Genomic DNA, 23,634 nt, shown 5'->3' with positions numbered 1-23,634 from the left:
TTCTGAGCGAAAGGAAAACTTATGGATGTACGGTTTCTGAAAAGCCTGGTGGCCGTGGTCGAGACCGGTTCGATTGCGGCAGCGGCACGGCGCGAGAGTCGCACTGCGGCAGCTATCAGTCAGCGCGTTCAGGCGCTCGAGAGATTGCTGGGTTGCACGTTACTGCTGCGTACCGCGCACGCAGCCAGACCCTCGGACCAATGCCTGCTGATTCTGCCGAAGATCAGGGCGATCATCGAATTGGCACAGGATCTACAGAGCGATCTGCATCCCGATGGGGTGGCCGGTGAACTGACAATCGGTGCAATTTCCACAGCGCTGACCGGCGTGTTACCCACCTTGATCGAGCGATTGGCGCTTACAGCACCTGATTTGAAGCTGAAGATCACCCCGGGTGACTCGAAAAGTCTTTACGAGAAGGTGCTTGCAGGGGAGTTGGACGCGGCGATTCTGGTCAGGCCACCGTTCCAGCCGCCCAAGGCATTGGGCCTGGTCGTGCTCAAGGTCGAGCCGCTGATTCTGGTGGCTCCTGCGGCGTACGCCGGGCAGTCGCTGGAAACGCTGTTGCGCGTTCATCCGTTCATTCGTTACGACGCACGCTCGTGGGGTGGGCAGATTGCTCAGCGCTACCTCGATGAGCAGGCCATCGAACCCAACGTGCTGTGCGAACTGGATGCGCTGGAAACGATCGTCATGCTGGTCGCGCAGGGGATGGGGGTATCGCTGGTGCCGCAGTGGGCCGGGATGATGCTGGAAGGGATGTACGTGTTACCGGTCGAGGACGGGCAGCGTCATGCGCGCGAGTTGGTGGTGATGCATGGCTCGACGCCGCACCGCCCATTGGCGATGCGGCATCTGCTTGATTTGCTGTGCGGTGCGTCGTGAAGGGCTTCACAACGGCGCTGCGGTAATACATCAGTGTGCGGGTTCAGCCACGGTCGACGGCTCGTCACGGGTGGCGTGCTTGACCAGTTTGCCGATGGTCAGGCCCTGCAACAGGATCGACGACAGCACCACGATGTAGGTGATGCTCAGCAGCAGATCGCGCTCCGGACCCAGCGGCAGGGCCAGCGCCAGTGCCACCGAGACCCCGCCGCGCAAACCGCCCCAGGTCAGGATGCGGATGGTGCCGCGCGGCACTGTGCGCCAGCGCCGCAGCAGGACAATGGCCGGGGCCACGGTGAGCAGGCGCGACAGCAGAATCGCCAGCGCCAGCAAACTGGCCGCCGCCACGTGCGCCCAGTTGAACGGCAGCAGCAACAGCTCCATGCCGATCAGCGCGAACAGCAGCGCATTGAGCATGTCATCGAGCAGCTCCCAGAAGCCGTCGAGGTACTTGCGGGTCATGTCGTTCATCGCCAGGTTGCGCCCCAGGTTGCCGATGATCAGACCGGCCACCACCATCGCAATCGGCGCCGAGACGTGCAGCTCGGTAGCCATCGCCGAACCGCCGATCACCAGTGCCAGGGTCAGCATCACCGTGATCTGATGCTGTTGGACGCTTTTGATCATCCGGTACACCCCATAACCGATCAGTCCGCCGAACAGCACGCCGCCAAGGGCTTCGTGCACGAACAGCATGGCCGTGGCGCTGATGGTCGGCGTCTCACCCAGTTGGGCGATGCCCAGCAACACGGTAAACACCACCACCGCAGTGCCGTCGTTGAACAGCGACTCGCCGACGATGGTGGTTTTCAGTGGTTTGGAGGCATTGGCGGTACGCAGTACGCCGAGCACTGCGATCGGGTCGGTTGGCGAAATCAACGCGCCGAACAGCAGGCAGTAGAGGAAGCTCACGTGCCAGCCGAACAGGGCAAAAATGTAATAGGCGAGGCTGCCAATCACCGCGGTGGCAATCAGCACACCGAACGTTGCCAGCAGGCCGATCGGCCAGCGATAGCTGCGCAGGTCGTTGAGGTTGACGTGCAGGGCGCCGGCGAACAGCAGGAACGACAGCATCCAGTTCATCAGCAGATCGCCGAAGTCGATCTGGCCGATCAGTTGTTGCACGCGTTCTTCCAGGCCGGGATAGCCGAGCACGCTCAGGCCTTGCAGCAACAGGGAAAACATCAGCGCGGTGACCATCACGCCGATGGTCGGCGGCAGGCCGATGAAGCGGTAATTGACGAAGGTGAGGAGGGTGGTGAGGCAGATAAAAGCGGCGACAAGTTCTAGCATCCGGGCTCCATTGGATGGGGGTGGAAAGACAGCGCCCCGATTCTTCGGTGCAAAGGTTGGATGGGCTGTTTCGGGGTGGGGACACAATCATGCCCCCTCGGTTGGTCAGCCGCAGACATTGGTGTAGGGTCAACAAAAAAATCAAGGAGTGGGACGTGGCGGCGACAGTTCTGGTGTTAATGGCGGCGCTGTTGCATGCGACGTGGAATACCCTGATCAAGTTCAGTGCCGAACGGCTGCTGGTGGTGGCGTGCATGGACACGGTGGCGCTGCTGTTCGTGGCGCTGGCGTTGCCCTTCATCAGTCTGCCGCCGCTGGACATCTGGCCGTGGATTCTGGCTTCCGCGGCGTTCGAGTTGCTGTATCGCTATCTGCTGATTCAAGCCTATCGGGTCGGCGACCTCGGGTTGGTCTATCCGCTGATGCGTGGCTTGTCGCCACTGGTGGTGCTGGCGCTGACCCTGATCTTCGCCGGCGAAGTGCTCACTGCGCAGCAGATCTTCGGGATCATGCTGATTCCGTTGGGCATGGTCTGCCTGCTCTGGCAGGGCGGCGGCGGCAAGCATCTGCCGTGGTCGATGCTGCCGGTGGTGGCGCTGATCGGCTTGTGTATCGGTTGTTATACCTACATCGATGGTCAGGCCTTGCGGCGCTGGTCGCATCCACTGGATTACCTGGTCTGGGTCACGTTGCTCAGCGCCTGGCCGTTTCCGTTGCTGGCGTGGGTGGCGAAACGCCCGGCATTTCTGGTGTTCTGGCGCGAGCAGTGGAAGCTGGGTCTGGCGGTCGGGTTCTGCGTGTTGTTCAGCTACGCTCTGGTGCTGTGGGCGATGCAATTGGGCTCGATTGCCGAAGCGGCGGCCTTGCGTGAGATCAGCGTGATTCTGGTGGTGCTGTTCGGCATGCGCTACCTGAAAGAACCTTTCGGCAGGCCGCGGCTCTTAGCCTGTGGGCTGGTGCTGATCGGCATGCTGGTGATGAAGTTCTGACCGCTCGCAATTTCCAACACTCGAAAAAAGGACGGCGTTATGACGGTGGCTCTGTGGTGTGTATTGATCGCGATTTTCCTGCCGTATGTGTGCACGATCGTGGCCAAGGTCTCGGGCGGTTTCAGGCTCAGTGACAATCATGATCCTCGGGATTTTCTCGACAGCGTAGGCGGCGTCGCCCGACGGGCGCATGCGGCGCAGTTGAACAGCTTCGAGGTGATGCCGGCATTTGCTGCCGCAGTGATTGTTGCGCATCTGGTGGGCACGGCGGAACTGGTGACGGTGAATGTGCTGGCGGTGCTGTTTATCACCAGTCGCCTGCTGTACATCATCTGCTACCTGGCGGACTGGGCGGTTCTGCGGTCGCTGGTGTGGTTTGTCGGGATGGGGCTGATTGCTGCGTTCTTCTTTGTGTCGGTCTGAATCTGGGGGGCTGCTGCCGGCCTCTTCGCGAGCAAGCCCGCTCCCACAGGTATCAATGGCGAGCACAAATCCTGTGTACACCAAAGAACCCTGTGGGAGTGGGCTTGCTCGCGAAGGGCGATAGCTCACACGCCGAGGCGCTTAAGGTTTGTCCTTCAGCGTATCGGCGACCTGGGGCACTTGCGGCAACGCCGCGCCTTTAGGCCAGAGCATCCAGATCTGCCCCTGCTGCTTCATGTCGCCGGCCAGTTGTCCGGCAGCATCGCCGGTACCCCAGAACAGATCCGCACGCACCTCACCGGCAATCGCGCCACCGGTGTCCTGCGCCGCGACCGGGCGAACCAAAGCGGTTCCATCCGGGCGCGTGGTCGACAGCCACAGCAGGCTGCCCAACGGAATCACCTTGCGATCCACCGCTGCGCTGTAACCCGCAGTCAGCGGCACGTTCAGCGAACCGCGTGGGCCTTCGTTGCTGTCCGGGTTGCGGGTGAAGAACACGTAGCTCGGGTTGCTGCCCAGCAGTTCCGGGATGCGCGACGGGTTAGCCTTGGCCCAGTTGCTGATCGCGCTCATGGTCACGTCTTCTTTCTTCAGCTCGCCTTGCTCGACCAGCCAGCGACCGATCGGCCGGTAAGGGTGGCCGTTCTGGTCGGCGTAGGCGATGCGCAGTTGTTTGCCGTCCGGTGTCTGAATCCGCCCGGAACCCTGAATCTGCAAAAACTGCAGGTTCATCGGATCGGTCAGGTACGCCACTACCGGCGCTTTGACGCCTTTGGATTCGATGGTCGCCGCGTCGTCGTAAGGCTTCAGTACCCGGCCTTCGAGGCGGCCACGCAGGCGCTTGCCCTTCAGTTCCGGGTAAATGCTGTCCAGCGAGACGATGATCATGTCTTCCGGCACGCCGTACACCGGCACGTTCGCCACGTCGGTGGGTGTCAGGCTGCCGGGGTAGACCGGTTCGTAGTAACCGGTGATCAAGCCGTTGGGGTTATCGTTCTCGGCCCGCAGACCGAACACATCGAGGTTCTGCTTGAGGAACGCGCGAATCTCGTTGGCGCTCTGCGGCACATTGGCGGCTGCCGCGCAGGTGCCGCCCCAGACCGGATCAGCCTTGAGTCGGGTGCAGGCGCTGCGCCATGAGTCGAAACCGGCGACCAGGTCGCTGTCGGACACCGCCGGCAGGGCTTCCCAGGTGGCGCTGGAATAAGTGGCCAAGGCGTGGGTTTTCGGTTTGGCCGTGTCGCCGCCCGTGCAGCCGGCAAGGATTGCCAGTAACGGCAGGGTTGCGATCAGGGGGTGACGCAAAGCCTTGAAACGGCTGTTCATGGAGTGATTCCTGTGCCGGTTGCCCAAGTGCTCCATGCGCTCCGGCAACCCGTATTTTTAATAGGGCTATTGGTGTTTGTCGGCGACGCGAGGATACTGGCCGCCGAATTCCGTGACCTGAAGCCACTATGACTCTTAAACGCATTTCTGTTGTATTGCTGGCCTGTCTGGCCTTGTCCGCCTGTGGCGGCGTCGATCCGAATTCTCCGCTGGGGCAACGCAAGGCGATCTTCAAGCAGATGCTCAAGACCGGCGAAGACCTGGGCGGCATGTTGCGCGGACGCATTCCGTTCGACGGGCCGAAATTCGCCGAAGGCGCGGTCAAACTCGATGCGTTGTCGCATGAACCGTGGAAGCATTTCCCGCAGGTGCGTGAAGAAGATCACACCAGCGCCAAAGACGATGTCTGGCTGCGTCAGGCCCGCTTTCAGGAAATGGCCCGTAACCTTGAGGCAGCCACCGGTGAACTGGTGATCGCCAGCAAGGTTCAGCCGTACAAGGCCAGCAACCTGGGGCCTGCGGTGCAGAAAGTTGAAGATGCCTGCAGCGCTTGCCATAAAGAGTTTCGGGATCATTGATTGTTGGAGACTGCCGGACGACTGTGGCGAGGGAGCTTGCTCCCGCTCGGCGGCGCAGCCGTCGTAAACCCATTCAACCAAGTTGAGTCTGGTACAGCGCGATTGAATGGAGTTGGGGCCGCTTCGCGGCCCAGCGGGAGCAAGCTCCCTCGCCACAGGACATCTCATTCAACACTGGTTACTTGTCGATCTGGTCCAGCGCATCCTGCAGCTCTTTGCGCGACTCGGCGAGCTTGTTCTTGCGCTTGTCGATCTTCTCCGGATCGCCTTTTTTCATCGCCTTGTCGAGATCAGCCTGGCGCTTGCTGACTTCGTGCTTGGCTTCCAGCACCTTGTTTTCGCGTTCTTTCTTCAGGCCGGCATCGGTGCAGTTCTTCGTCACTTCATCCAGCGCGGTTTGCAGACCAGCCTGCTGGTCGGTGTTGCCGCGGGATTTGGCCTGTTCGATCTGGTTGATGATGCCCTGCTTCTTCGCAGCGCAACCGGTCAGGCCCGGTGCGTCTTCGTCGGCCATGGCAGGCGCGGCCAGGACGCCACAGAGAGTCAGCAAGGCGAGCGGTGCAAGAAATTTCATAAAAGCTCCATGTGCAAAGGCAGTCGGGTCGGGGGCACTGCGCTGTTTGAGCGTCTGACGGCCCTTGGGTTCCCGGCTGCCGGGGGACTGCGTGATCAGAAACCGTCGATTCCGGCGGCGTGTAATGTGTCACTCAAGGCCAGCACCTGCGGGTCGCGGAAGAATGCGCTCAATTGCGCCGCGCGGCCCGGGCCGATTCCGGCTTCTGCCTGCCATTGTTCGGTGTCGCGTTGTGCCAGCGCCTGCCACGAGTCGGCCAGCTGTGCCTGACCGGTTGGCGGTAAACCCAATGCTTTGAGCCACTGCGTGAACGGCCGTTGGCGGGCGCTGTGAAAACTGTTGATCAGTCGTGCGCTGCTGCGCTCGCCGAAGCCGGCAATGTTAGCAAGCTCTGGCTCGTCGAGGGTCAACCAATCCAGCAGGTTGTTCAGGCGGCCTGTTTCCAGAAGTTTCTCCCAGGTACCGCGCCCGACATTCTGCAGCGCCAGCCCTTGCTTGCCACTGAGCCAGGTCAGGCGCGCGAGAAACTGGCTCTCACAACCGGGTGTCGGCTGCCAGCAGCTCAAGGCGTGGAAATCGCGCGTGTCGGGAATCTCGAGGGCGGCCCGCTCGGTGGCGCGCAATACCACACTGTCGAGTCGTGGAATGGTCAGCCCGGCCAGGCTGATTGCCACTTGATCACCGGGGCGGATATCCAGCGCCTGCCAGCGCTTGAGTGAACCGGCACTAACCCGTTTGATCTCGCGGTCATCGAGCCTCACTGGCGACAACTCCAATACCGGCGTGATGCGTCCGCTGCGACCTACTTTGAAGTTCACTTTGCGCACCTCGGCCAGCGCCCGGGCAAACGGGTATTTCCAGGCGACGGCCCAGTAGGGCGCGCTCGCCTGCCAACGCTCAGCCGGTGGGCGCTGGCTCTGGCGCAGGACAATGCCGTCAGTGGCGAAGGGCAGGGGTGATCGATACCAGTGCTCACGCCACTGCTGCGCCTCTTCAAGGTTGGCGATGGCCTGACTGAATGGCGCCGTCGTGGCGAAACCCAATGTCGCCAGTGCCGCTGTTCTTTCGGGCAGATTCGCCGGCCCCTGCGGCCAGTCCCAGACGAACAGGCCGATCCCGGACGCCTGTTCTGTGCTCAAGGATTTACGGCTCATCAGTCCGGCAACGGTGGCGCGGGCGTTGACGCTGCCGGCGCTGGCCTGCACATGTTGATTCAGGCGCCAGTAGAGTTCGCCCTGCACCAGCAGGTCCAGCGGTTGGGTCAATTGTTGCGGAATGGCGGCGATCCTTTGCGCCGATGCCGTCCAGTCCTGGCCGCTGATACCGTCGCCGCGACTGATCGCTTGCTGCAACAGGCCGCGACGGTAAATCAGCGTGACCGCCACACCATCGATCTTGGGTTGCACCCAGACATCCTGACGATCCTTTAACCATGCTTGAACGGCAGCCGCTTGGTGAAGCTTGTCCAGACCGGTGTGGGCGATCGGATGCGCGATGGAACCAGGCGCGCTGCGCAAGTGCTCGGGCGCTGCGGGCTGCTGGAAGCACTGGCGCCATTCGGTGAGCCGCAGGCGCGATTGATCGTAGAGTTCGTCGGCAATCAGCGAGCGGCCTTCGCGGTGGTAGGCGTCGTCCCATTGGTCGATTTGCTGTTGCAGGGCCGAGACTTCAATTTGCGCCTTGTCGGTTGACCAGTCGGGGCAGGCTGCATAGGCGATCAGAGGGGTGAAACTCAGCAGAACAAATGAAAACAGGCGCAGCGTGGCAAGCATTTTGAGCGTCCTTGCTCAGGGGGAGTGCTTCAAGGCTAGGCGAGGATTCAGAGAGGCACCGGGTGGGTGTTTTGCATCGTGTTTCCATGCCCAAACTCGGGTCGCCAGCATTGGCCTCTTCGCGAGCAAGCCCGCTCCCACAGGGTTCTTTATTGAGATCGGAAGGGTATTTCAGGCATGAAAAAACCCCGCACGGCGCGAACCGTGCGGGGCTTTTTTGCAGCCGGGGAGGGCTTACAGACCAGCAGCGGAACGCAGAGCGTCGGCGCGGTCGGTTTTTTCCCAGGTGAAGGTGGTGAAGGTGTCTTCGCCAACAGTCTTGGTCTGCGGAGCACGACCGAAGTGGCCGTAGGCTGCAGTTTCCTGGTACATCGGGTGCAGCAGGTCGAGCATGGTGGTGATTGCGTATGGACGTAGGTCGAACACTTCACGCACCAGCTTGATGATCTTGTCATCGCTGATCTTGCCGGTACCGAAGGTGTTCAGCGAGATCGAAGTCGGCTGAGCCACGCCGATGGCGTAGGACACCTGGATCTCGCAACGCTCGGCCAGGCCGGCAGCGACGATGTTCTTGGCAACGTAACGGCCAGCGTAGGCCGCCGAACGGTCAACCTTCGATGGATCTTTACCGGAGAATGCGCCGCCGCCGTGACGGGCCATGCCGCCGTAGCTGTCGACGATGATCTTGCGACCGGTCAGGCCGCAGTCACCTACCGGGCCGCCAATGATGAACTGGCCGGTCGGGTTGATGTGGAACTGGGTGTCTTTGCTCAGCAGTTCGGCAGGCAGTACGTGCTTGACGATCAGCTCCATCACGCCTTCGCGCAGGTCTTTGTACGACACTTCAGGGTTGTGCTGGGTCGACAGTACAACAGCGTCGATACCGACAACCTTGCCGCCTTCGTAACGGCAAGTCACTTGCGACTTGGCGTCCGGACGCAGCCAAGGCAGCAGACCCGATTTACGGGCTTCGGCCTGACGCTGCACCAGTTGGTGCGAGAAGGTGATCGGCGCTGGCATCAGCACGTCGGTTTCGTTGCTGGCGTAGCCGAACATCAGGCCCTGGTCGCCAGCACCCTGATCTTCGGGCTTGGCACGGTCAACACCCTGGTTGATGTCTGGGGATTGCTTGCCGATGATGTTCATCACGCCGCAGGTAGCGCCGTCGAAGCCGACTTCGGAGCTGGTGTAGCCGATGTCGCAGATCACGTCACGAACGATCTGCTCCAGGTCGACCCAGGCGCTGGTGGTCACTTCACCGGCAACGATGGCAACGCCGGTCTTGACCAGAGTTTCCACGGCCACGCGTGCGTGTTTGTCCTGGGCAATAATGGCGTCCAGCACCGCATCGGAAATCTGGTCGGCGATTTTGTCCGGATGTCCTTCAGACACGGACTCGGAGGTGAAGAGGGAGTATTCGCTCATCTCGATGTTTTCCTGAATTTACCGATGGTGAGTGTCGCCAGCCGGTCGCTGAAAGTGGCGAACCTGGATCTGGAAACCATTACGTAAGCCTACATAGAGGCTTTCCCCGGGAGCGAGTCCCGCAGCGGTGGCCCAACGGGCCAAATCGTCCTGTTCAAACCCCAACCACAGATCACCGCAGGCCTCCCTGGCCCAACTCTGGTTGTGGCTACATAACTCTGTCACGAGCAGGCTACCGCCCGGTTGCAGCAGGCCGGCCATGTGCTTGAGCGCTTCGGCCGGCGCGGCGAAATGGTGCAGCACCATGTTCAGTACCACGCAATCGGCCTGAAGGCTGGTGCCATTCAATGCATCGGCCAATTGCAGGCTGACGTTAGCCAGCCGTTCACGTTCACATACCTGACGCGCCAGTTCGAGCATCGCCGGGCTGTTGTCCAGCGCGGTTACGGTGCCGAAGCGGCGGGCCAGTTCCGGCAGGAAAGCACCATCACCGGGGCCGACTTCAATGGCCGTGGCAGCACCATTGAAGTTCAGTTTGTCGAGCAGGGCCAGCACGCTGTCGCGGTATTGCGGCAGGCCTGCGATCAAGTCTTGCTGGGCGCGGAATTTCTCCGCGACCCGGGCGAAAAAGTCCTGGCTGGCCGCTTCACGTTGTCCGTGGACTTGAGTGATGCGCGCCTGCACGTCGTCCGGCAGCGCCAGATTGTCGACTTCTTCTAACAATGCGGCGTGCAACTTGCCGCCCAGCAATTCGGTGTGAGGCAGGGCGCGACGATAGAAAATCGCGTTGCCTTCACGGCGCGTTGCTACCAGATCGGCCTGGGCCAGCACCTTGAGGTGGTGGCTCATGCCGGACTGGCCGATACCGAAAATCTGCGCCAGTTCCAGTACGCCGAACGAATCGTTGGCCAGCGCGCGCAATACATTCAGGCGTAGCGGATCGCCACCGGCCTTGCACAGGGCCGCCAGCTCGTCGCAATCGTCATGGCGAATGGAAGGCACGCGTAAGTTCATGGGGCAGCAGTCTAGTGACGGTGGGAAATCGCTGCAAGGGCAATATCAAAAAGTTTTGATATTGCTCGATAGATGGCACTTCTCACTGGCTGGTTAACTCTACAAACGAACAGCGGAAAGGTTTCACCAGACGAAACCGCCGTCCAGCACGGGAAAAACGCCTTCGGATGACTATCTGTCATTGCCCCGAGGCGCTCCGGTGAGGGAAAATGCCCTCCTTTTTTCCGTTTCAATCTATTCACACCCAGGAGATCAGCGATGCCTAGCCGTCGTGAGCGTGCCAACGCCATTCGTGCCCTCAGCATGGATGCCGTGCAAAAAGCCAACAGCGGCCATCCCGGTGCCCCTATGGGTATGGCAGATATCGCCGAAGTACTTTGGCGCGACTACCTCAAGCACAACCCGAGCAACCCATCGTTCGCCGACCGTGACCGCTTCGTGCTGTCCAACGGCCACGGCTCGATGTTGATCTACTCGCTGCTGCACCTGACCGGTTACGACCTGTCGATCGACGACCTCAAGCAGTTCCGTCAACTGCACAGCCGCACCCCGGGTCACCCGGAATTCGGCTACACCCCGGGCGTCGAAACCACCACCGGCCCGCTGGGTCAGGGTCTGGCCAACGCCGTCGGCTTCGCCCTGGCAGAAAAAGTCCTGGGCGCGCAGTTCAACCGTCCTGGCCACGACATCGTTGATCACCACACCTACGTGTTCCTCGGTGATGGCTGCATGATGGAAGGCATTTCCCACGAAGTCGCGTCCCTGGCCGGTACGCTGGGCCTGGGCAAGCTGATCGCCTTCTACGATGACAACGGCATCTCCATCGACGGCGAAGTCGAAGGCTGGTTCACCGATGACACCCCGAAGCGTTTCGAATCCTACAACTGGCAGGTGATCCGCAACGTCGACGGTCACGATCCGGAAGAGATCAAGACCGCTATCGAAACCGCGCGCAAGAGCCCGCTGCCGACCCTGATCTGCTGCAAGACCACCATCGGTTTCGGTTCGCCGAACAAGCAGGGCAAGGAAGACTGCCACGGCGCCCCACTGGGTGACGCGGAAATCGCTCTGACCCGTCAGGCGCTGAACTGGAGCCACGGCCCGTTCGAAATCCCGGCCGACATTTATGCCGAGTGGGATGCCAAGGAAAAAGGTCGCGCTGCCGAAGCCGAGTGGGATCAGCGTTTCGCTGCCTACTCCGCGGCGTTCCCGACCGAAGCCAACGAGCTGATCCGTCGTCTGAGCGGTGAACTGCCGGCTGACTTCGCGGAAAAAGCCTCGGCCTACATCGCTGAAGTGGCGGCCAAAGGCGAAACCATCGCCAGCCGTAAAGCCAGCCAGAACACCCTGAACGCGTTCGGCCCGCTGCTGCCGGAACTGCTCGGCGGTTCGGCTGACCTGGCCGGCTCCAACCTGACCCTGTGGAAAGGTTGCAAAGGCGTCAGCGCTGAAGATGCCAGCGGCAACTACATGTACTACGGCGTGCGCGAGTTCGGCATGACCGCAATCATGAACGGCGTGACCCTGCACGGCGGCCTGGTGCCTTACGGCGCGACCTTCCTGATGTTCATGGAATATGCGCGCAACGCGGTGCGCATGTCGGCGCTGATGAAGAAGCGCGTGATCCACGTCTACACCCACGACTCTATCGGTCTGGGCGAAGACGGCCCGACGCACCAGCCGATCGAACAATTGACCAGCCTGCGTACCACGCCGAACCTCGACACCTGGCGTCCAGCCGATGCCGTTGAATCGGCGGTGGCCTGGAAAAACGCGCTGGAGCGTAAAGACGGCCCTTCGGCGCTGATCTTCTCGCGGCAGAACCTGCAGCACCAGGAACGCGATGCCGGCCAGATCGCCGACATCAGCCGCGGTGGCTACGTGTTGAAGGACTGCGCAGGCGAGCCTGAGCTGATCCTGATTGCGACCGGTTCGGAAGTCGGTCTGGCCGTTCAGGCCTACGACAAACTGACCGGGCAGGGCCGCAAGGTGCGCGTGGTTTCCATGCCTTGCACCAGCGTGTTCGACGCTCAGGACGCCGGCTACAAGCAATCGGTTCTGCCGTTGCAGGTCAGCGCACGTATCGCGATCGAAGCGGCTCACGCCGACTTCTGGTTCAAGTACGTCGGTCTGGAAGGTCGTGTGATCGGCATGACCACCTACGGCGAATCGGCTCCGGCTTCGGCACTGTTCGAAGAGTTCGGCTTCACCCTGGAAAACATCCTGGGTCAGGCTGAAGAGCTGCTGGAAGACTGATCCAGAAGTTGCGTCGTCTGGACTGACGCCTTCGCGAGCAAGCCCGCTCCCACAGGGGGATTTGTTGTGTGACACACACAGTGTTCACAACCCTGATCCAATGTGGGAGCGGGCTTGCTCGCGAAATCGGTGGTTCAGACACCATTGCAATAACGGAATCAAACGGTAATCGAGAACCCAATGCCTCAACCGCGTCCCTACAAAGTTGCACTCAACGGCTACGGCCGGATTGGTCGTTGCGTCTTGCGTGCGTTGTTCGAGCGAGGCGAGAAGGCCGGGTTTGAAATTGTCGCGATCAACGATCTGGCGGACATGGCCAGCATCGAATACCTGACACGCTTCGACTCCACTCACGGCCGCTTTCCCGGCGAAGTGCGAGTAGACGGCGATTGTCTGCATATTAATGGCGACTGCGTGAAGGTTCTGCGCAGTCCCACCCCCGAAGGCATCGACTGGGCGGCGCTGGGCGTCGACCTGGTGCTTGAATGCTCCGGCGCTTACCACACCCGCGAAGACGGCCAGCGTTTCCTCAACGCCGGCGCGCCTCGCGTGCTGTTCTCGCAACCGATGGCCAGCGAGGCGGATGTCGACGCCACCATTGTCTACGGCGTCAATCAGGATTGCCTGACTGGCGATGAGCTGCTGGTGTCCAACGCGTCCTGTACCACCAACTGCGGCGTGCCGCTGTTGCGTCTGCTGGACAAGGCGATCGGCCTGGATTACGTGTCGATCACCACGATTCACTCGGCGATGAACGATCAGCCGGTGATCGACGCCTATCACCACGAAGACCTGCGCCGCACTCGTTCGGCGTTCCAGTCGGTGATCCCGGTGTCCACTGGTCTGGCGCGTGGCATCGAGCGCCTGCTGCCGGAACTTGCCGGGCGAATTCAGGCCAAAGCCGTACGCGTGCCGACGGTCAACGTGTCCTGCCTCGACATCACGATGCAGACCGCCACCGCGACCGATGCCAACGAGGTCAACCGGATCCTGCGCGAGGCCGCCACCAACGGCCCGCTCAAAGGCCTGCTGGCTTACACCGAGTTGCCGCACGCAAGCTGTGATTTCAACCATGACCCACATTCGGCCATCGTCGATGCCAGTCAGACCCGTGTTTCCGGCCCCAAACTGGTGAACATCCTGGCCTGGTTCGACAACGAATGGGGTTTTGCCAACCGAATGCTGGACGTTGCAGACCACTATCTGCAAACAGCGATTTCAAAAAAACCTGCTCTCTAAGAACAGCTACTCAGGAAGTGCGACCCATGACCGTGTTGAAGATGTCCGACCTCGATCTGCAAGGTAAGCGCGTATTGATCCGCGAAGACCTCAACGTCCCAGTCAAGGACGGTGTTGTCACCAGCGATGCGCGTATCCTGGCTTCGCTGCCGACCATCAAGCTGGCCCTGGAAAAAGGTGCGGCGGTGATGGTGTGTTCGCACCTGGGCCGTCCGACCGAAGGCGAGTTCTCCGCCGAGAACAGCCTCAAGCCAGTCGCCGACTACCTGAGCAAGGCCCTGGGCCGCGAAGTGCCGCTGGTGGCCGATTACCTGGGCGGTGTTGACGTCAAGGCCGGCGACATCGTGCTGTTCGAAAACGTGCGCTTCAACAAGGGCGAGAAAAAGAACGCCGACGAACTGGCCCAGCAATACGCCGCCCTGTGCGACGTGTTCGTGATGGACGCTTTCGGCACCGCGCACCGTGCCGAAGGTTCGACCCACGGCGTGGCCAAGTTTGCCAAAGTCGCGGCGGCTGGCCCGCTGCTGGCCGCTGAACTGGATGCGCTGGGCAAGGCGCTGGGCGCACCGGCCAAGCCAATGGCTGCGATTGTTGCCGGCTCCAAGGTCTCGACCAAACTCGACGTCCTCAACAGCCTGAGCCAGATCTGCGATCAACTGATCGTCGGCGGCGGTATTGCCAACACCTTCCTGGCTGCCGCCGGTCACCCGGTCGGCAAGTCGCTGTACGAGCCGGACCTGCTGGACACCGCGCGCGCCATCGCCGCCAAGGTCAGCGTGCCGCTGCCGGTGGACGTGGTGGTTGCCAAGGAATTTGCTGAAAGCGCCGAAGCCACCGTCAAGCTGATCGCTGACGTTGCCGCTGACGACATGATTCTGGACATCGGCCCGCAAACCGCGGCCAACTTCGCCGAACTGCTGAAGTCGTCGAAAACCATCCTGTGGAACGGCCCGGTCGGCGTGTTCGAATTCGACCAGTTCGGCAACGGCACCAAAGTGCTGGCCCAGGCCATCGCTGACAGCGCCGCGTTCTCCATTGCCGGCGGTGGCGACACCCTGGCGGCCATCGATAAATATGGCGTGGCCGAGCAAATCTCCTACATTTCCACCGGTGGTGGCGCGTTCCTCGAATTCGTCGAAGGCAAGGTGCTGCCGGCCGTTGAAGTCCTGGAAAGCCGGGCCAAGGCCTGAGGCCGCCCGTTTGGCCAGGCAAAGGAGTGTTCACATGGTCAAGTCGTTAGCGCTGTTGTTGCTGACCGGTACGCTGGCGGCCTGCGGGAGTAACCCGAAGGCCGAGGCAACGCCTGCGCCGGATGCGGCGCGCAAAGGCTGCTACCAGGCCGACTGGCAGGCCGAAACCAACCCGGTGCTGAACAAGCGCTCGGGGCCGGACGGTCTGGACAAATACGAGACGCAAACCCCGGCCAAGGAACATGGTTGTCCTTGACCGGTCTGACTCTTTAACTCAGGGCTGGCGGCGTTGCTGTCAGTCGAGGAACACGGATGAAAGGCTTGATCGCCATTGCGGCGTTGGCATTGTTGGGCGGTTGCGCGCAGATGAACCTGTTTCAGTCGTCCGCACCTGCGGACAGTTGGGCCACCTGGACCTGCGACAGCCAGGCCAAAGTGCTGTGGCGCTACGCCGATGCCGGCCAGAAGGAAGTCGATGTTCGACTGGGCGGCGGTGATCAGGTCTACCGCCTGAAAGAAGAGCCGGGCGCCTCGGGCGTGCTGTACAGCGACGGCATGCTGGCGTTTCACGTCAAGGGTGACGAAGGCCTGGTGTACTGGGTCGCCACCAATGACCTGATCGGCCGCGGCTGCAAGGCCGAGTAAGACGATTGAATTGATTCACATAGATCCAAAATGTGGGAGCGGGCTTGCTCGCGAAGGCGGTGGATCAGCTTGCATCAATGTTGAATGTTAATCCGCATTCGCGAGCAAGCTCGCTCCCACAGGGGTTCTCTGTTGTTCACAAGATTTTGGTAACACCGAATCACCAGACCGGGCTTCGACCCCCGATCTGCAATCACTTGAATAGCCGCCGCCGCTCCGGCAGGCTGGCACGATTAACGACCCTCAACCGGGAGAGACACACACAATGGCACTTATCAGCATGCGCCAGATGCTGGACCACGCAGCCGAGTTCGGCTACGGCGTTCCAGCCTTCAACGTCAACAACCTTGAGCAGATGCGCGCCATCATGGAAGCCGCTGACAAGACTGACTCCCCGGTGATCGTCCAGGCTTCGGCCGGCGCTCGCAAATACGCTGGCGCGCCGTTCCTGCGTCATCTGATCCTGGCCGCGATCGAAGAATTCCCGCACATCCCGGTGTGCATGCACCAGGACCACGGCACCAGCCCTGACGTCTGCCAGCGCTCCATTCAACTGGGCTTCAGCTCGGTAATGATGGACGGTTCCCTGGGCGAAGACGGCAAGACTCCGACCGACTACGAATACAACGTCCGCGTTACCCAACAAACTGTTGCCATGGCTCACGCCTGCGGCGTTTCGGTTGAAGGCGAGCTGGGCTGCCTGGGTTCGCTGGAAACCGGCATGGCCGGTGAAGAAGACGGAATCGGCGCCGAAGGCGTTCTGGATCACAGCCAGATGCTGACCGACCCGGAAGAAGCCGCTGACTTTGTCAAGAAGACCCAGGTCGATGCCTTGGCCATCGCCATCGGCACCAGCCACGGCGCCTACAAGTTCACCAAGCCACCTACCGGCGACGTGCTGGCGATCGACCGCATCAAGGAAATCCACAAGCGCATCCCGAACACCCACTTGGTGATGCACGGTTCCTCGTCGGTTCCACAAGAGTGGCTGGCGATCATCAACCAGTACGGCGGCGACATCAAAGAAACCTACGGCGTGCCGGTTGAAGAAATCGTCGAAGGCATCAAATACGGCGTACGCAAGGTCAACATCGACACCGACCTGCGCCTGGCATCCACCGGCGCAATGCGTCGCCTGATGGCCACCAACCCGAGCGAATTCGACCCACGTAAATTCTTCGGCGCGACCGTGACGGCGATGCGTGATGTGTGTATCGCTCGTTATGAAGCGTTCGGTACCGCCGGTAATGCTTCGAAGATCAAGCCGATCTCGTTGGAAGCGATGTTCCAGCGTTATCTGAAGGGTGAGTTGAACGCCAAGGTGAACTAAGCCTGGGCGTTTGATCGCGTAAATGAAAAACCCGCCGAGTGGCGGGTTTTTTTGTGTGAGTTTTTCATTGTGAACAAATTAACGGCTGGCGGCTAAAAATGTCGTTAAAAAAGATTTTTAAAATTTCTTTCGATAAGCCCGATATGTGTGACATTTTCCCCGCACTTGATGTGGCCGAAGGCATAGTTATTGTTGAGAGAAAAATAAATTTCGTTAACGACTGCGTAAATTGTATTGCTTATTTCGAAATCGCATAAAGAACTGTCATTTCTGACAGGTGATTTAAAATTCATTGCAGCCTATCGTCTCAATGCAATCAGAAAGGAAGTAACGATAAACATATTTATCCCTCCCTTTACTGATTTTGTTCCTTCTATGTAATGGAGAGATTGATATGTCAAGCATTGATGTCCGTGAGAAATTTAAAAAGCATGAGCTCAGTGGCGAGGTCAGCTGTATCTTGTACGGCAAGGATGGCGAAAGTGGCGAAGAGAGAGCTGAGTATAAATCTACCCATCTTTATGGAGATTACTCTGACAACATTTATGTGCATACAAGTAGCCATACTGAACATCATTCAGAAGATATTTTATTTTTATTCTCCAAGGATCTTATTCCAGGTACATATCACTATTTTCCCGACTTCCCCAATGTAATTGATTTTGTATGCGACGCGCGATATGCCCCTGCATGGAGGCCTCAATCTGGATTATTCGTATTGGAAAAAAATAGCTCTGGAGTTATTAAAGGAAAGTTTAGGTTTCATAAGGAGCCAGGGAATAAGGGGTTCGCAGTTTCGGATGGTGAGTTTTTTGTAAATTTCCCTACTTCTGTTTCGTAGGAAAGGGCGGGATAGGAGAATCCAAGTGTCTAGTCCTGAAATAGGTTTAAACCATTTCAAGACTAGACCCCCCTTGATATTCATCACGCTATTGATCCCCTGTTGATCCCCTGTGGGAGCGGGCTTGCTCGCGAATACGGTGGGTCAGCAACATTGATGTTGAATGACACTCCGCATTCGCGAGCAAGCCCGCTCCTACAGGAATTTGTGTAAGTATCGAGGCCGCCGATGTCACTTGTTGTGATCAATATCCAGCTTGGTAAACGTCACCTGCCCACCCTCACTGGTATACCCGGTGTTGTCCTGCACATACACCCCAGCCTTGAAGTACAGCGGCTTGTTGCGCCACGTCGCGCTGATTTGTGAATCCCACTGATAACCCGCTGCGCTCACGCCCAGTGCACCGCCGGGGCTGAGGTGGATCAGGTAGTTGAATTCGCGGTCGAGTTTGATGCCGGTGGCGAGGGTGATAACGCGGCTTTCCGCATCGTCGGGGTGCATGCGTACTTTGATGACGAGGTTGCCGGTTTCGGTCTTGGTCTTGTACTGGTATTCAAGCTTGACCATCGGCTTCTGGCTTTCATACGCGTGGATCTGGCCGATGACGATCTTGCCCGAGCTGGGCACCTTGTTCACCGCGAGAGTTGCGCGCAGGGTGTTGTCGGCGTCCGGGTAATACCAGTTGCGCAGGGTGCCGTTGCTGAAGGTTTCGCGCAGTTCGGTGCGCGGGTAGATGGCGTTTTCGGTTTTTGACCCGGTCACCGGTGACCAGAAAAACAGCGTGCCGGTGTCGGAATGGAAGTACTGATCCTTGAAGCCATTCACCAGTTTGGAGGTTTCGACGGTGTACGGCGGACTGCCGACGGGAACGCTGAGGTTCCAGGTTGCGAGATCGATCATGTCGGTTTTCCACTCAATTCATCCTGAACGCGAGTGCCAGAAGCTCTAGCCCGCGCCTTTTCGGGCGGCAGTTATAAGCGTAGAGGAGTTTTTTGTTAACGCCCGTTTGGCAGATGATTGGCGTCAACATCCTGTCGAAATGCCATCTGTGCCGGTTTTCGGGGGCTGCAGGGGTGACCGTTAGTCGGTTTATCGCAGCTTTGGCTAAATGATGGCGGCGTGACAGCTTCTGCTTTCACAGATCCGGGACTAGAGTGATGGCTCAGTAACTGTACGGTTTTCCCAGGAAACCGGCCGATAGTCCGACAAGAGATGTCCCGACAAGAGAAGCAGCATGGAATGCGCGCAACCCCAGCCAGGTGAAGGCAGCTCTGTCCTTTTGATCGTTGATGATTACCCTGAAAACCTGATCAGCATGCGCGCGTTGCTGCAGCGTCAGGATTGGCACGTCATGACCGCTGCCTCCGGCTTCGAGGCACTCAATCTGCTGCTCGAACATGACGTCGATCTGGTGCTGCTGGATGTGCAGATGCCAGGCATGGACGGTTTTGAAGTCGCGCGGCTGATGCGCGGCAGCCAGCGCACACGTCTCACGCCAATCATTTTCCTCACCGCCAACGAACAGTCGCAGGACGCCGTGATCAAGGGCTATGCCAGTGGCGCGGTGGATTACCTGTTCAAGCCATTTGATCCGCAGATTCTCAAGCCGAAAGTCCAGGCATTGCTCGAACACCAGCGCAACCGCCGCGCCTTGCAGCGTCTTAGTCATGATCTGGAGGTCGCGCGGGCCTTCAATGCCTCGGTGCTGGATAACGCGGCGGAAGGCATTCTGGTGCTCGGCGAGGACGGTTTGATCCGCTTCGCCAACCCGGCGATTTCGCGGCTGCTGAATGCGCCGGTGAAGGAGCTGGCGGGCAAGGAGTTTCTCGATTACCTGCAGAAACCGCACATCCCGCTGTGGGCCGATTCCGAGTTGTTGGCCGGATATAAACGCGGTGAGACCTTGCGTCTGCACGATGCGTTGTTGCGCACGGCACCGGGGCAACAGGTGCCGGTAGCGTTGTCCTGCGCGCCGTTGCCCGCCGAGCAACACGCGATGGTGGTGACGGTGCTGGACATGTCGGTGGTGCGTCACCTGCATCAGCAGCTGGAATTTCAAGCGGTCACCGATCCGTTGACCGGTCTGCTCAATCGCCGAGGTTTCTATCAGACGGTGGAAAACCTGCTGCTGCGTGGTGAACGCAGCGACAGCAGTTGGGTGCTGCTGTATCTGGATCTCGATGGCTTCAAACGGGTCAATGATTCCCTTGGGCATGATGCCGGCGACCGGGTGCTGCGCTGGGTCTCCGAGCAATTGAAGGCCTGTCTGCGGTCGTTCGATATTCTCGCGCGCATGGGGGGTGACGAGTTCACTGCGCTGCTCGATCTGGAGTTCCCCGAGCAGGCGGCGAAGATTGCCGAGAAACTCATCGAACGGGTGTCGATCTGTCAGCAGATCGAGGGATTGGATATTGCCCTCGGCGCGAGCATCGGCATCGCCACCTACCCGGACTGCGGCTCGAACCTCGATGGCTTGCTGCGCGCCTCCGACATTGCCATGTACGAAGCCAAGCGCGCCGGGCGTCAGCAATATCGCTTTTATGATCACGAAATGAACGGCCGCGCGCGCTCGCGGCTGATGCTCGAAGAGAGCGTGCGCAACGCCATCGAGAACCGTGATTTCAATCTGGTGTATCAGCCGCAGGTGGCGATCGACAGCGGGCAGATCCGCGGTTTCGAGGCGTTGTTGCGCTGGCAGCATCCGAGCGTCGGCGATGTGCCGCCGGGGCTGTTCCTGCCGTTGCTGGAAGAGGCACGGTTGATCAGCCGGCTCGGCAGCTGGATCTATCATCGCGGCGCCGGCCAGCGCAAAGCCTGGGAAACGTTGTTTGCCGAGGATCTGGTGCTCGGCGTGAGTTTGAGCAACACCCAGTTCGGTCTGCCGAATCTGGTCACCGAGTTGCGCCAGGTGCTGGAGCGGCACGCGCTGCAGCCACGGCAACTGGAGGTCGAAGTCACCGAAGACGCGCTGATGCACAACCCCGACGAGACCCGCAAACAGTTGCGCCTGCTGCGTAATCTCGGGGTGCGGGTGGCTTTGGATGATTTTGGTTCGGGGCCGTGTTCGCTGGCGCATCTGCGTGATCTGGAGCTGGATACGCTCAAGCTTGATCGACACCTGATTGCGCGACTGCCGGAGTCGACGCGCGACGCGGCGCTGGTCAGCAACGTGATCAATCTGTGTAAACAGTACGGTTTGCTGGTGATCGCCGAAGGTGTGGAAACCATCGAACAGTATCAATGGCTGCAAGCGCATGGCTGCGAATATGTGCAGGGTTTCCTGGTGGCGCACCCGCTGACCTCCGAAGCTGCCGCGAGCTTCGCCGAGCCCTTTGACTGGAGCGCGCTACCGGTTTGAATTCGCTACACTGGCGCTCTTTTCGAACCGTGTTGCCGTGTCCATGACTGCGTTGAAATACCTCCAGGCCTATCCCGCGCAATTGCAGGATCAGGTGCGCCAACTGATCGCCGAACAGCGTCTGGGTGACTACCTGAGCCAGCGCTATCCAGGGCGTCACGATGTGCAGAGCGACAAGGCGCTGTACAGCTACGCGCTGGACCTGAAGCAGGAATACCTGCGCAACGCACCGGCCATCGACAAGGTGCTGTTCGACAACCGCCTCGACCTGACGCACCGCGCGCTGGGCCTGCATACCACGGTGTCAAGGGTGCAGGGCGGCAAGCTCAAGGCCAAGAAAGAGATTCGCATCGCCTCGCTGTTCAAGGAGGCGGCGCCCGAGTTCCTGAAAATGATCGTCGTGCATGAACTGGCGCACTTCAAGGAGTCGGATCACAACAAGGCCTTCTATAAATTGTGTGAACACATGCTGCCGGGGTATCACCAGGTCGAGTTCGATCTGCGGGTGTACCTGACGTGGCGCGATATGCAATGAAGATCAAAAGATCGCAGCCTGCGGCAGCTCCTACAGTTGGGCTGCGATCTCTTGTAGGAGCTGCCGCAGGCTGCGATCTTTTAACGTTGGGAGTGTTTAGATGGACGTAAGCAAGACCAAAAGCAGCTTTTACCGGCGCCTGTACGTGGCCTACCTGATCGACAGTGGCCTGGCGCCAAGCGTCCCGGCGCTGACCGAAGTGACCGGCATGCCCCGGCGCACGGCGCAGGACACGATCGCCGCGCTGGCGGATCTGGATATCGTCTGTGAATTCGAGCAGGAAGAGGGCGCGCGCAATCATGCCGGGCGCTATCGGATTCGCGAGTGGGGGGCGATTGATCGCGGGTGGATCGAGCGTAATCTGCGGCAGATCAAGGCTGTGCTGGAGTATCCCTGAGTTTTGCAGTGGCTGAGCTGACGCCTTCGCGAGCAAGCCCGCTCCCACAGTAGACCGAGTTCCTTCAGATGGAATGCGATCAAAATGTGGGAGCGGGCTTGCTCGCGAAGGGGCCCTCAAAGACGACGCATGCCTATGTGCGGAATGTCATCCTCCAGATACTCCTCACCCGCCACCACAAACCCGTACCTGCCGTAGTACCCCTGCAAATGCGCCTGCGCCGACAGATAGATCGGTACCTGCGGCCAGTGCTTCCCGGCCTGTTTCAGCGCGTGTTCCATCATCACATGCCCCAGCCCTTTACCACGGCCCTGCGGCGCAATGATCACGCGGCCGATCACCACGTCACCGCCCTGGGACTGGGGGTCGAGCAGGCGCAGATAAGCGATCAACTGATCGTCTTCCCAGCCCATCAAGTGATGGGTATCGCCATTCAGATCCTGGCCATCGAGGTCCGGGTAGGCGCATTTCTGTTCGACCACAAATACGTCCGAGCGCAGTTTCAGCAGCGCGTACAACTGCTCTTTGCCCAGATCGCGGTGATGCTTGCAGATCCACTCGATTGTCATCTTCCGACTCCTTGAACTCCGTCGCCCGATACTAAGGGCACAGGCGCTGGATGTCTGTATGGCGGAAGAGTCTGTGACAAAGGTCAAAATGCCATCATTCCTTTCTCGCGACCGTCTCGGCTTTGTGTAATCTGCTGGAAAGCGCTGTGCACTGGCTTCAATGAGCTACTGTTAGGGCCTGGGTTTCGCCGGTATGGGGCCTTGGGGTTTTGACTGAAAACACGCCGGGCAGCCCGCCCGCTAAGGATTTTCAAGCATGCCGCGACTGCATCGAGCCTTTGCGTTGATCGGATTGCTCTTGCTGGCCCAAACCGCCTCAGCGCAGAAGTTGCGACTGGTGTTTGATATCTGGCCGCCCTTTACCGACGACACGCTGGTCAACGGTGGCCTGGCCACCGACATCGTCAGCACCGCGCTGGCGCGGGCCGGTTATGCCAGCGAGTATGAACAGGTACCTTGGGCGCGGGCGCTGCTGGGCGTTGGCGAAGGGCGTTACGACGTACTGGTCAACGCCTGGTACAACGACGAGCGGAAAAAAATCGGCCAGTTCTCTGGCGAATACCTGCTCAACCGCATCCGCTTTCTCAAGCGCAAGGACACGCCGCTGGAGTACGGCAGCCTGGAACAACTGCACACCTACCCGGTGGCGGTGGTGCGCGGTTATGCCTACTCGCAGGCCTTCGATGCCGATACCGCACTGGAGAAAGTCCCTGTGCATAACTTCGCCATGGCCGTGCGCATGCTGGCGGCGGACCGGGTCAAGCTGACCCTGGAGGATGAATACGTCGCGCGCTATTACCTGGCGCGCGAGTCACCGAAAGTGCGCAACTCGGTGGAGTTTCTGCCCAAGCCGTTGAGCGAGAACAGCCTGCATATTCTGGTGAGTCTGAAGAATCCGCAGCATGAGCAGATTGTGGCCGGGTTCGATAAGGCGATTGCGGCGATGAAAGCGGATGGGAGTTATGACAAGTTGCTGAGGCAGCATGGGATGTAGA

Annotated in this window: 23 protein-coding genes; 15 read left to right on the top strand and 8 right to left on the bottom strand. The window is 59.8% G+C overall.

Going from position 1 to position 23,634, the window contains the following annotated elements; all coding sequences use genetic code 11:
- The first annotated feature begins 21 nt into the window (after positions 1 to 21).
- On the top strand, positions 22 to 885 hold the full coding sequence (locus ACS4NR_RS19560) for a LysR family transcriptional regulator (RefSeq protein WP_095137507.1): 864 nt from the start codon (positions 22 to 24) through the stop codon (positions 883 to 885).
- Positions 886 to 915: 30 nt separating this feature from the next.
- Here ACS4NR_RS19560 and ACS4NR_RS19555 read toward each other — a convergent pair whose 3' ends face one another.
- Positions 916 to 2,178: a cation:proton antiporter gene (locus ACS4NR_RS19555; RefSeq protein ID WP_456018120.1), complete on the bottom strand. Its 1,263-nt coding sequence runs from the start codon at positions 2,176 to 2,178 to the stop codon at positions 916 to 918.
- A gap of 155 nt (positions 2,179 to 2,333) precedes the next feature.
- On the opposite strand from ACS4NR_RS19555, the gene ACS4NR_RS19550 reads away from it, so the two are divergent.
- Positions 2,334 to 3,167 (top strand): EamA family transporter, encoded by an 834-nt coding sequence (locus ACS4NR_RS19550; protein WP_166495346.1) that lies wholly within the window; start codon positions 2,334 to 2,336, stop codon positions 3,165 to 3,167.
- A 39-nt stretch (positions 3,168 to 3,206) separates the two neighbouring features.
- Entirely contained in the window at positions 3,207 to 3,590 is a 384-nt protein-coding gene (locus ACS4NR_RS19545; RefSeq protein WP_095137504.1) for an MAPEG family protein, read from the top strand.
- Positions 3,591 to 3,731: 141 nt separating this feature from the next.
- On the opposite strand, the gene mltA is transcribed toward ACS4NR_RS19545, so the two are convergent.
- Positions 3,732 to 4,916, bottom strand: a complete 1,185-nt coding sequence (gene mltA / locus ACS4NR_RS19540; protein ID WP_456018119.1) for a murein transglycosylase A — start codon at positions 4,914 to 4,916, stop codon at positions 3,732 to 3,734.
- Positions 4,917 to 5,044: 128 nt separating this feature from the next.
- Here mltA and ACS4NR_RS19535 point away from each other — a divergent pair, with 128 nt between their 5' ends.
- Positions 5,045 to 5,494, top strand: a complete 450-nt coding sequence (locus ACS4NR_RS19535; protein ID WP_095137502.1) for a c-type cytochrome — start codon at positions 5,045 to 5,047, stop codon at positions 5,492 to 5,494.
- Between the two features lie 178 nt (positions 5,495 to 5,672).
- Here ACS4NR_RS19535 and ACS4NR_RS19530 read toward each other — a convergent pair whose 3' ends face one another.
- From ACS4NR_RS19530 to ACS4NR_RS19515, 4 genes are all read right to left on the bottom strand, one after another.
- Positions 5,673 to 6,068: a DUF1090 domain-containing protein gene (locus tag ACS4NR_RS19530; protein ID WP_041063442.1), complete on the bottom strand. Its 396-nt coding sequence runs from the start codon at positions 6,066 to 6,068 to the stop codon at positions 5,673 to 5,675.
- 95 nt (positions 6,069 to 6,163) lie between these two features.
- A complete protein-coding gene (gene ligB, locus ACS4NR_RS19525; protein ID WP_456018118.1) occupies positions 6,164 to 7,840 on the bottom strand; it encodes an NAD-dependent DNA ligase LigB in 1,677 nt (558 codons plus the stop codon).
- Positions 7,841 to 8,074: 234 nt separating this feature from the next.
- Positions 8,075 to 9,265 (bottom strand): methionine adenosyltransferase, encoded by a 1,191-nt coding sequence (gene metK, locus ACS4NR_RS19520; protein WP_003229025.1) that lies wholly within the window; start codon positions 9,263 to 9,265, stop codon positions 8,075 to 8,077.
- Between the two features lie 18 nt (positions 9,266 to 9,283).
- Positions 9,284 to 10,279 carry an ArsR/SmtB family transcription factor gene (locus tag ACS4NR_RS19515; protein ID WP_095137499.1) on the bottom strand — a complete coding sequence of 332 codons (996 nt, stop codon included), beginning with the start codon at positions 10,277 to 10,279 and terminating at the stop codon, positions 9,284 to 9,286.
- 258 nt (positions 10,280 to 10,537) lie between these two features.
- Between ACS4NR_RS19515 and tkt the strand changes: the two genes are divergently transcribed.
- The 7 genes from tkt (at position 10,538) to ACS4NR_RS19480 (ending at position 17,780) form a co-directional block, all read left to right on the top strand.
- Positions 10,538 to 12,535, top strand: a complete 1,998-nt coding sequence (gene tkt / locus ACS4NR_RS19510; RefSeq protein WP_456018117.1) for a transketolase — start codon at positions 10,538 to 10,540, stop codon at positions 12,533 to 12,535.
- Positions 12,536 to 12,715: 180 nt separating this feature from the next.
- Positions 12,716 to 13,774, top strand: coding sequence for an erythrose-4-phosphate dehydrogenase (gene epd, locus ACS4NR_RS19505; RefSeq protein WP_456018115.1), 1,059 nt, complete (start codon positions 12,716 to 12,718; stop codon positions 13,772 to 13,774).
- Between the two features lie 26 nt (positions 13,775 to 13,800).
- Entirely contained in the window at positions 13,801 to 14,964 is a 1,164-nt protein-coding gene (locus tag ACS4NR_RS19500) for a phosphoglycerate kinase (RefSeq protein ID WP_007961877.1), read from the top strand.
- Between the two features lie 34 nt (positions 14,965 to 14,998).
- Positions 14,999 to 15,220 (top strand): hypothetical protein, encoded by a 222-nt coding sequence (locus ACS4NR_RS19495; protein WP_095137496.1) that lies wholly within the window; start codon positions 14,999 to 15,001, stop codon positions 15,218 to 15,220.
- 56 nt (positions 15,221 to 15,276) lie between these two features.
- Positions 15,277 to 15,609: an MliC family protein gene (locus ACS4NR_RS19490; protein WP_456018113.1), complete on the top strand. Its 333-nt coding sequence runs from the start codon at positions 15,277 to 15,279 to the stop codon at positions 15,607 to 15,609.
- A 265-nt stretch (positions 15,610 to 15,874) separates the two neighbouring features.
- A complete protein-coding gene (fba, locus tag ACS4NR_RS19485) occupies positions 15,875 to 16,939 on the top strand; it encodes a class II fructose-bisphosphate aldolase (protein ID WP_003229012.1) in 1,065 nt (354 codons plus the stop codon).
- 394 nt (positions 16,940 to 17,333) lie between these two features.
- Positions 17,334 to 17,780, top strand: coding sequence for a hypothetical protein (locus ACS4NR_RS19480; protein ID WP_456018112.1), 447 nt, complete (start codon positions 17,334 to 17,336; stop codon positions 17,778 to 17,780).
- A gap of 231 nt (positions 17,781 to 18,011) precedes the next feature.
- Here the strand turns inward: ACS4NR_RS19480 and ACS4NR_RS19475 are convergent, their stop codons facing one another.
- Entirely contained in the window at positions 18,012 to 18,680 is a 669-nt protein-coding gene (locus ACS4NR_RS19475; RefSeq protein WP_253150660.1) for a polysaccharide lyase family 7 protein, read from the bottom strand.
- Between the two features lie 334 nt (positions 18,681 to 19,014).
- Between ACS4NR_RS19475 and ACS4NR_RS19470 the strand changes: the two genes are divergently transcribed.
- From ACS4NR_RS19470 to ACS4NR_RS19460, 3 genes are all read left to right on the top strand, one after another.
- Positions 19,015 to 21,138 carry a putative bifunctional diguanylate cyclase/phosphodiesterase gene (locus ACS4NR_RS19470; RefSeq protein ID WP_456018111.1) on the top strand — a complete coding sequence of 708 codons (2,124 nt, stop codon included), beginning with the start codon at positions 19,015 to 19,017 and terminating at the stop codon, positions 21,136 to 21,138.
- 43 nt (positions 21,139 to 21,181) lie between these two features.
- Positions 21,182 to 21,673, top strand: a complete 492-nt coding sequence (locus ACS4NR_RS19465; protein WP_095137492.1) for a M48 metallopeptidase family protein — start codon at positions 21,182 to 21,184, stop codon at positions 21,671 to 21,673.
- A gap of 100 nt (positions 21,674 to 21,773) precedes the next feature.
- Positions 21,774 to 22,070 (top strand): winged helix-turn-helix domain-containing protein, encoded by a 297-nt coding sequence (locus ACS4NR_RS19460; RefSeq protein WP_003229005.1) that lies wholly within the window; start codon positions 21,774 to 21,776, stop codon positions 22,068 to 22,070.
- Between the two features lie 116 nt (positions 22,071 to 22,186).
- Here the strand turns inward: ACS4NR_RS19460 and ACS4NR_RS19455 are convergent, their stop codons facing one another.
- Positions 22,187 to 22,639: a GNAT family N-acetyltransferase gene (locus tag ACS4NR_RS19455; protein WP_456018110.1), complete on the bottom strand. Its 453-nt coding sequence runs from the start codon at positions 22,637 to 22,639 to the stop codon at positions 22,187 to 22,189.
- 256 nt (positions 22,640 to 22,895) lie between these two features.
- Between ACS4NR_RS19455 and ACS4NR_RS19450 the strand changes: the two genes are divergently transcribed.
- Complete coding sequence (locus ACS4NR_RS19450) at positions 22,896 to 23,633, top strand: substrate-binding periplasmic protein (RefSeq protein WP_095137490.1); 738 nt, start codon at positions 22,896 to 22,898, stop codon at positions 23,631 to 23,633.
- Position 23,634: the final 1 nt, after the last annotated feature.

Source organism: Pseudomonas sp. JQ36, assembly GCF_053851495.1.
The sequence above is the reverse complement of the archived record's forward strand: the minus strand, read 5'-3'. Positions and strand labels throughout refer to the sequence as shown.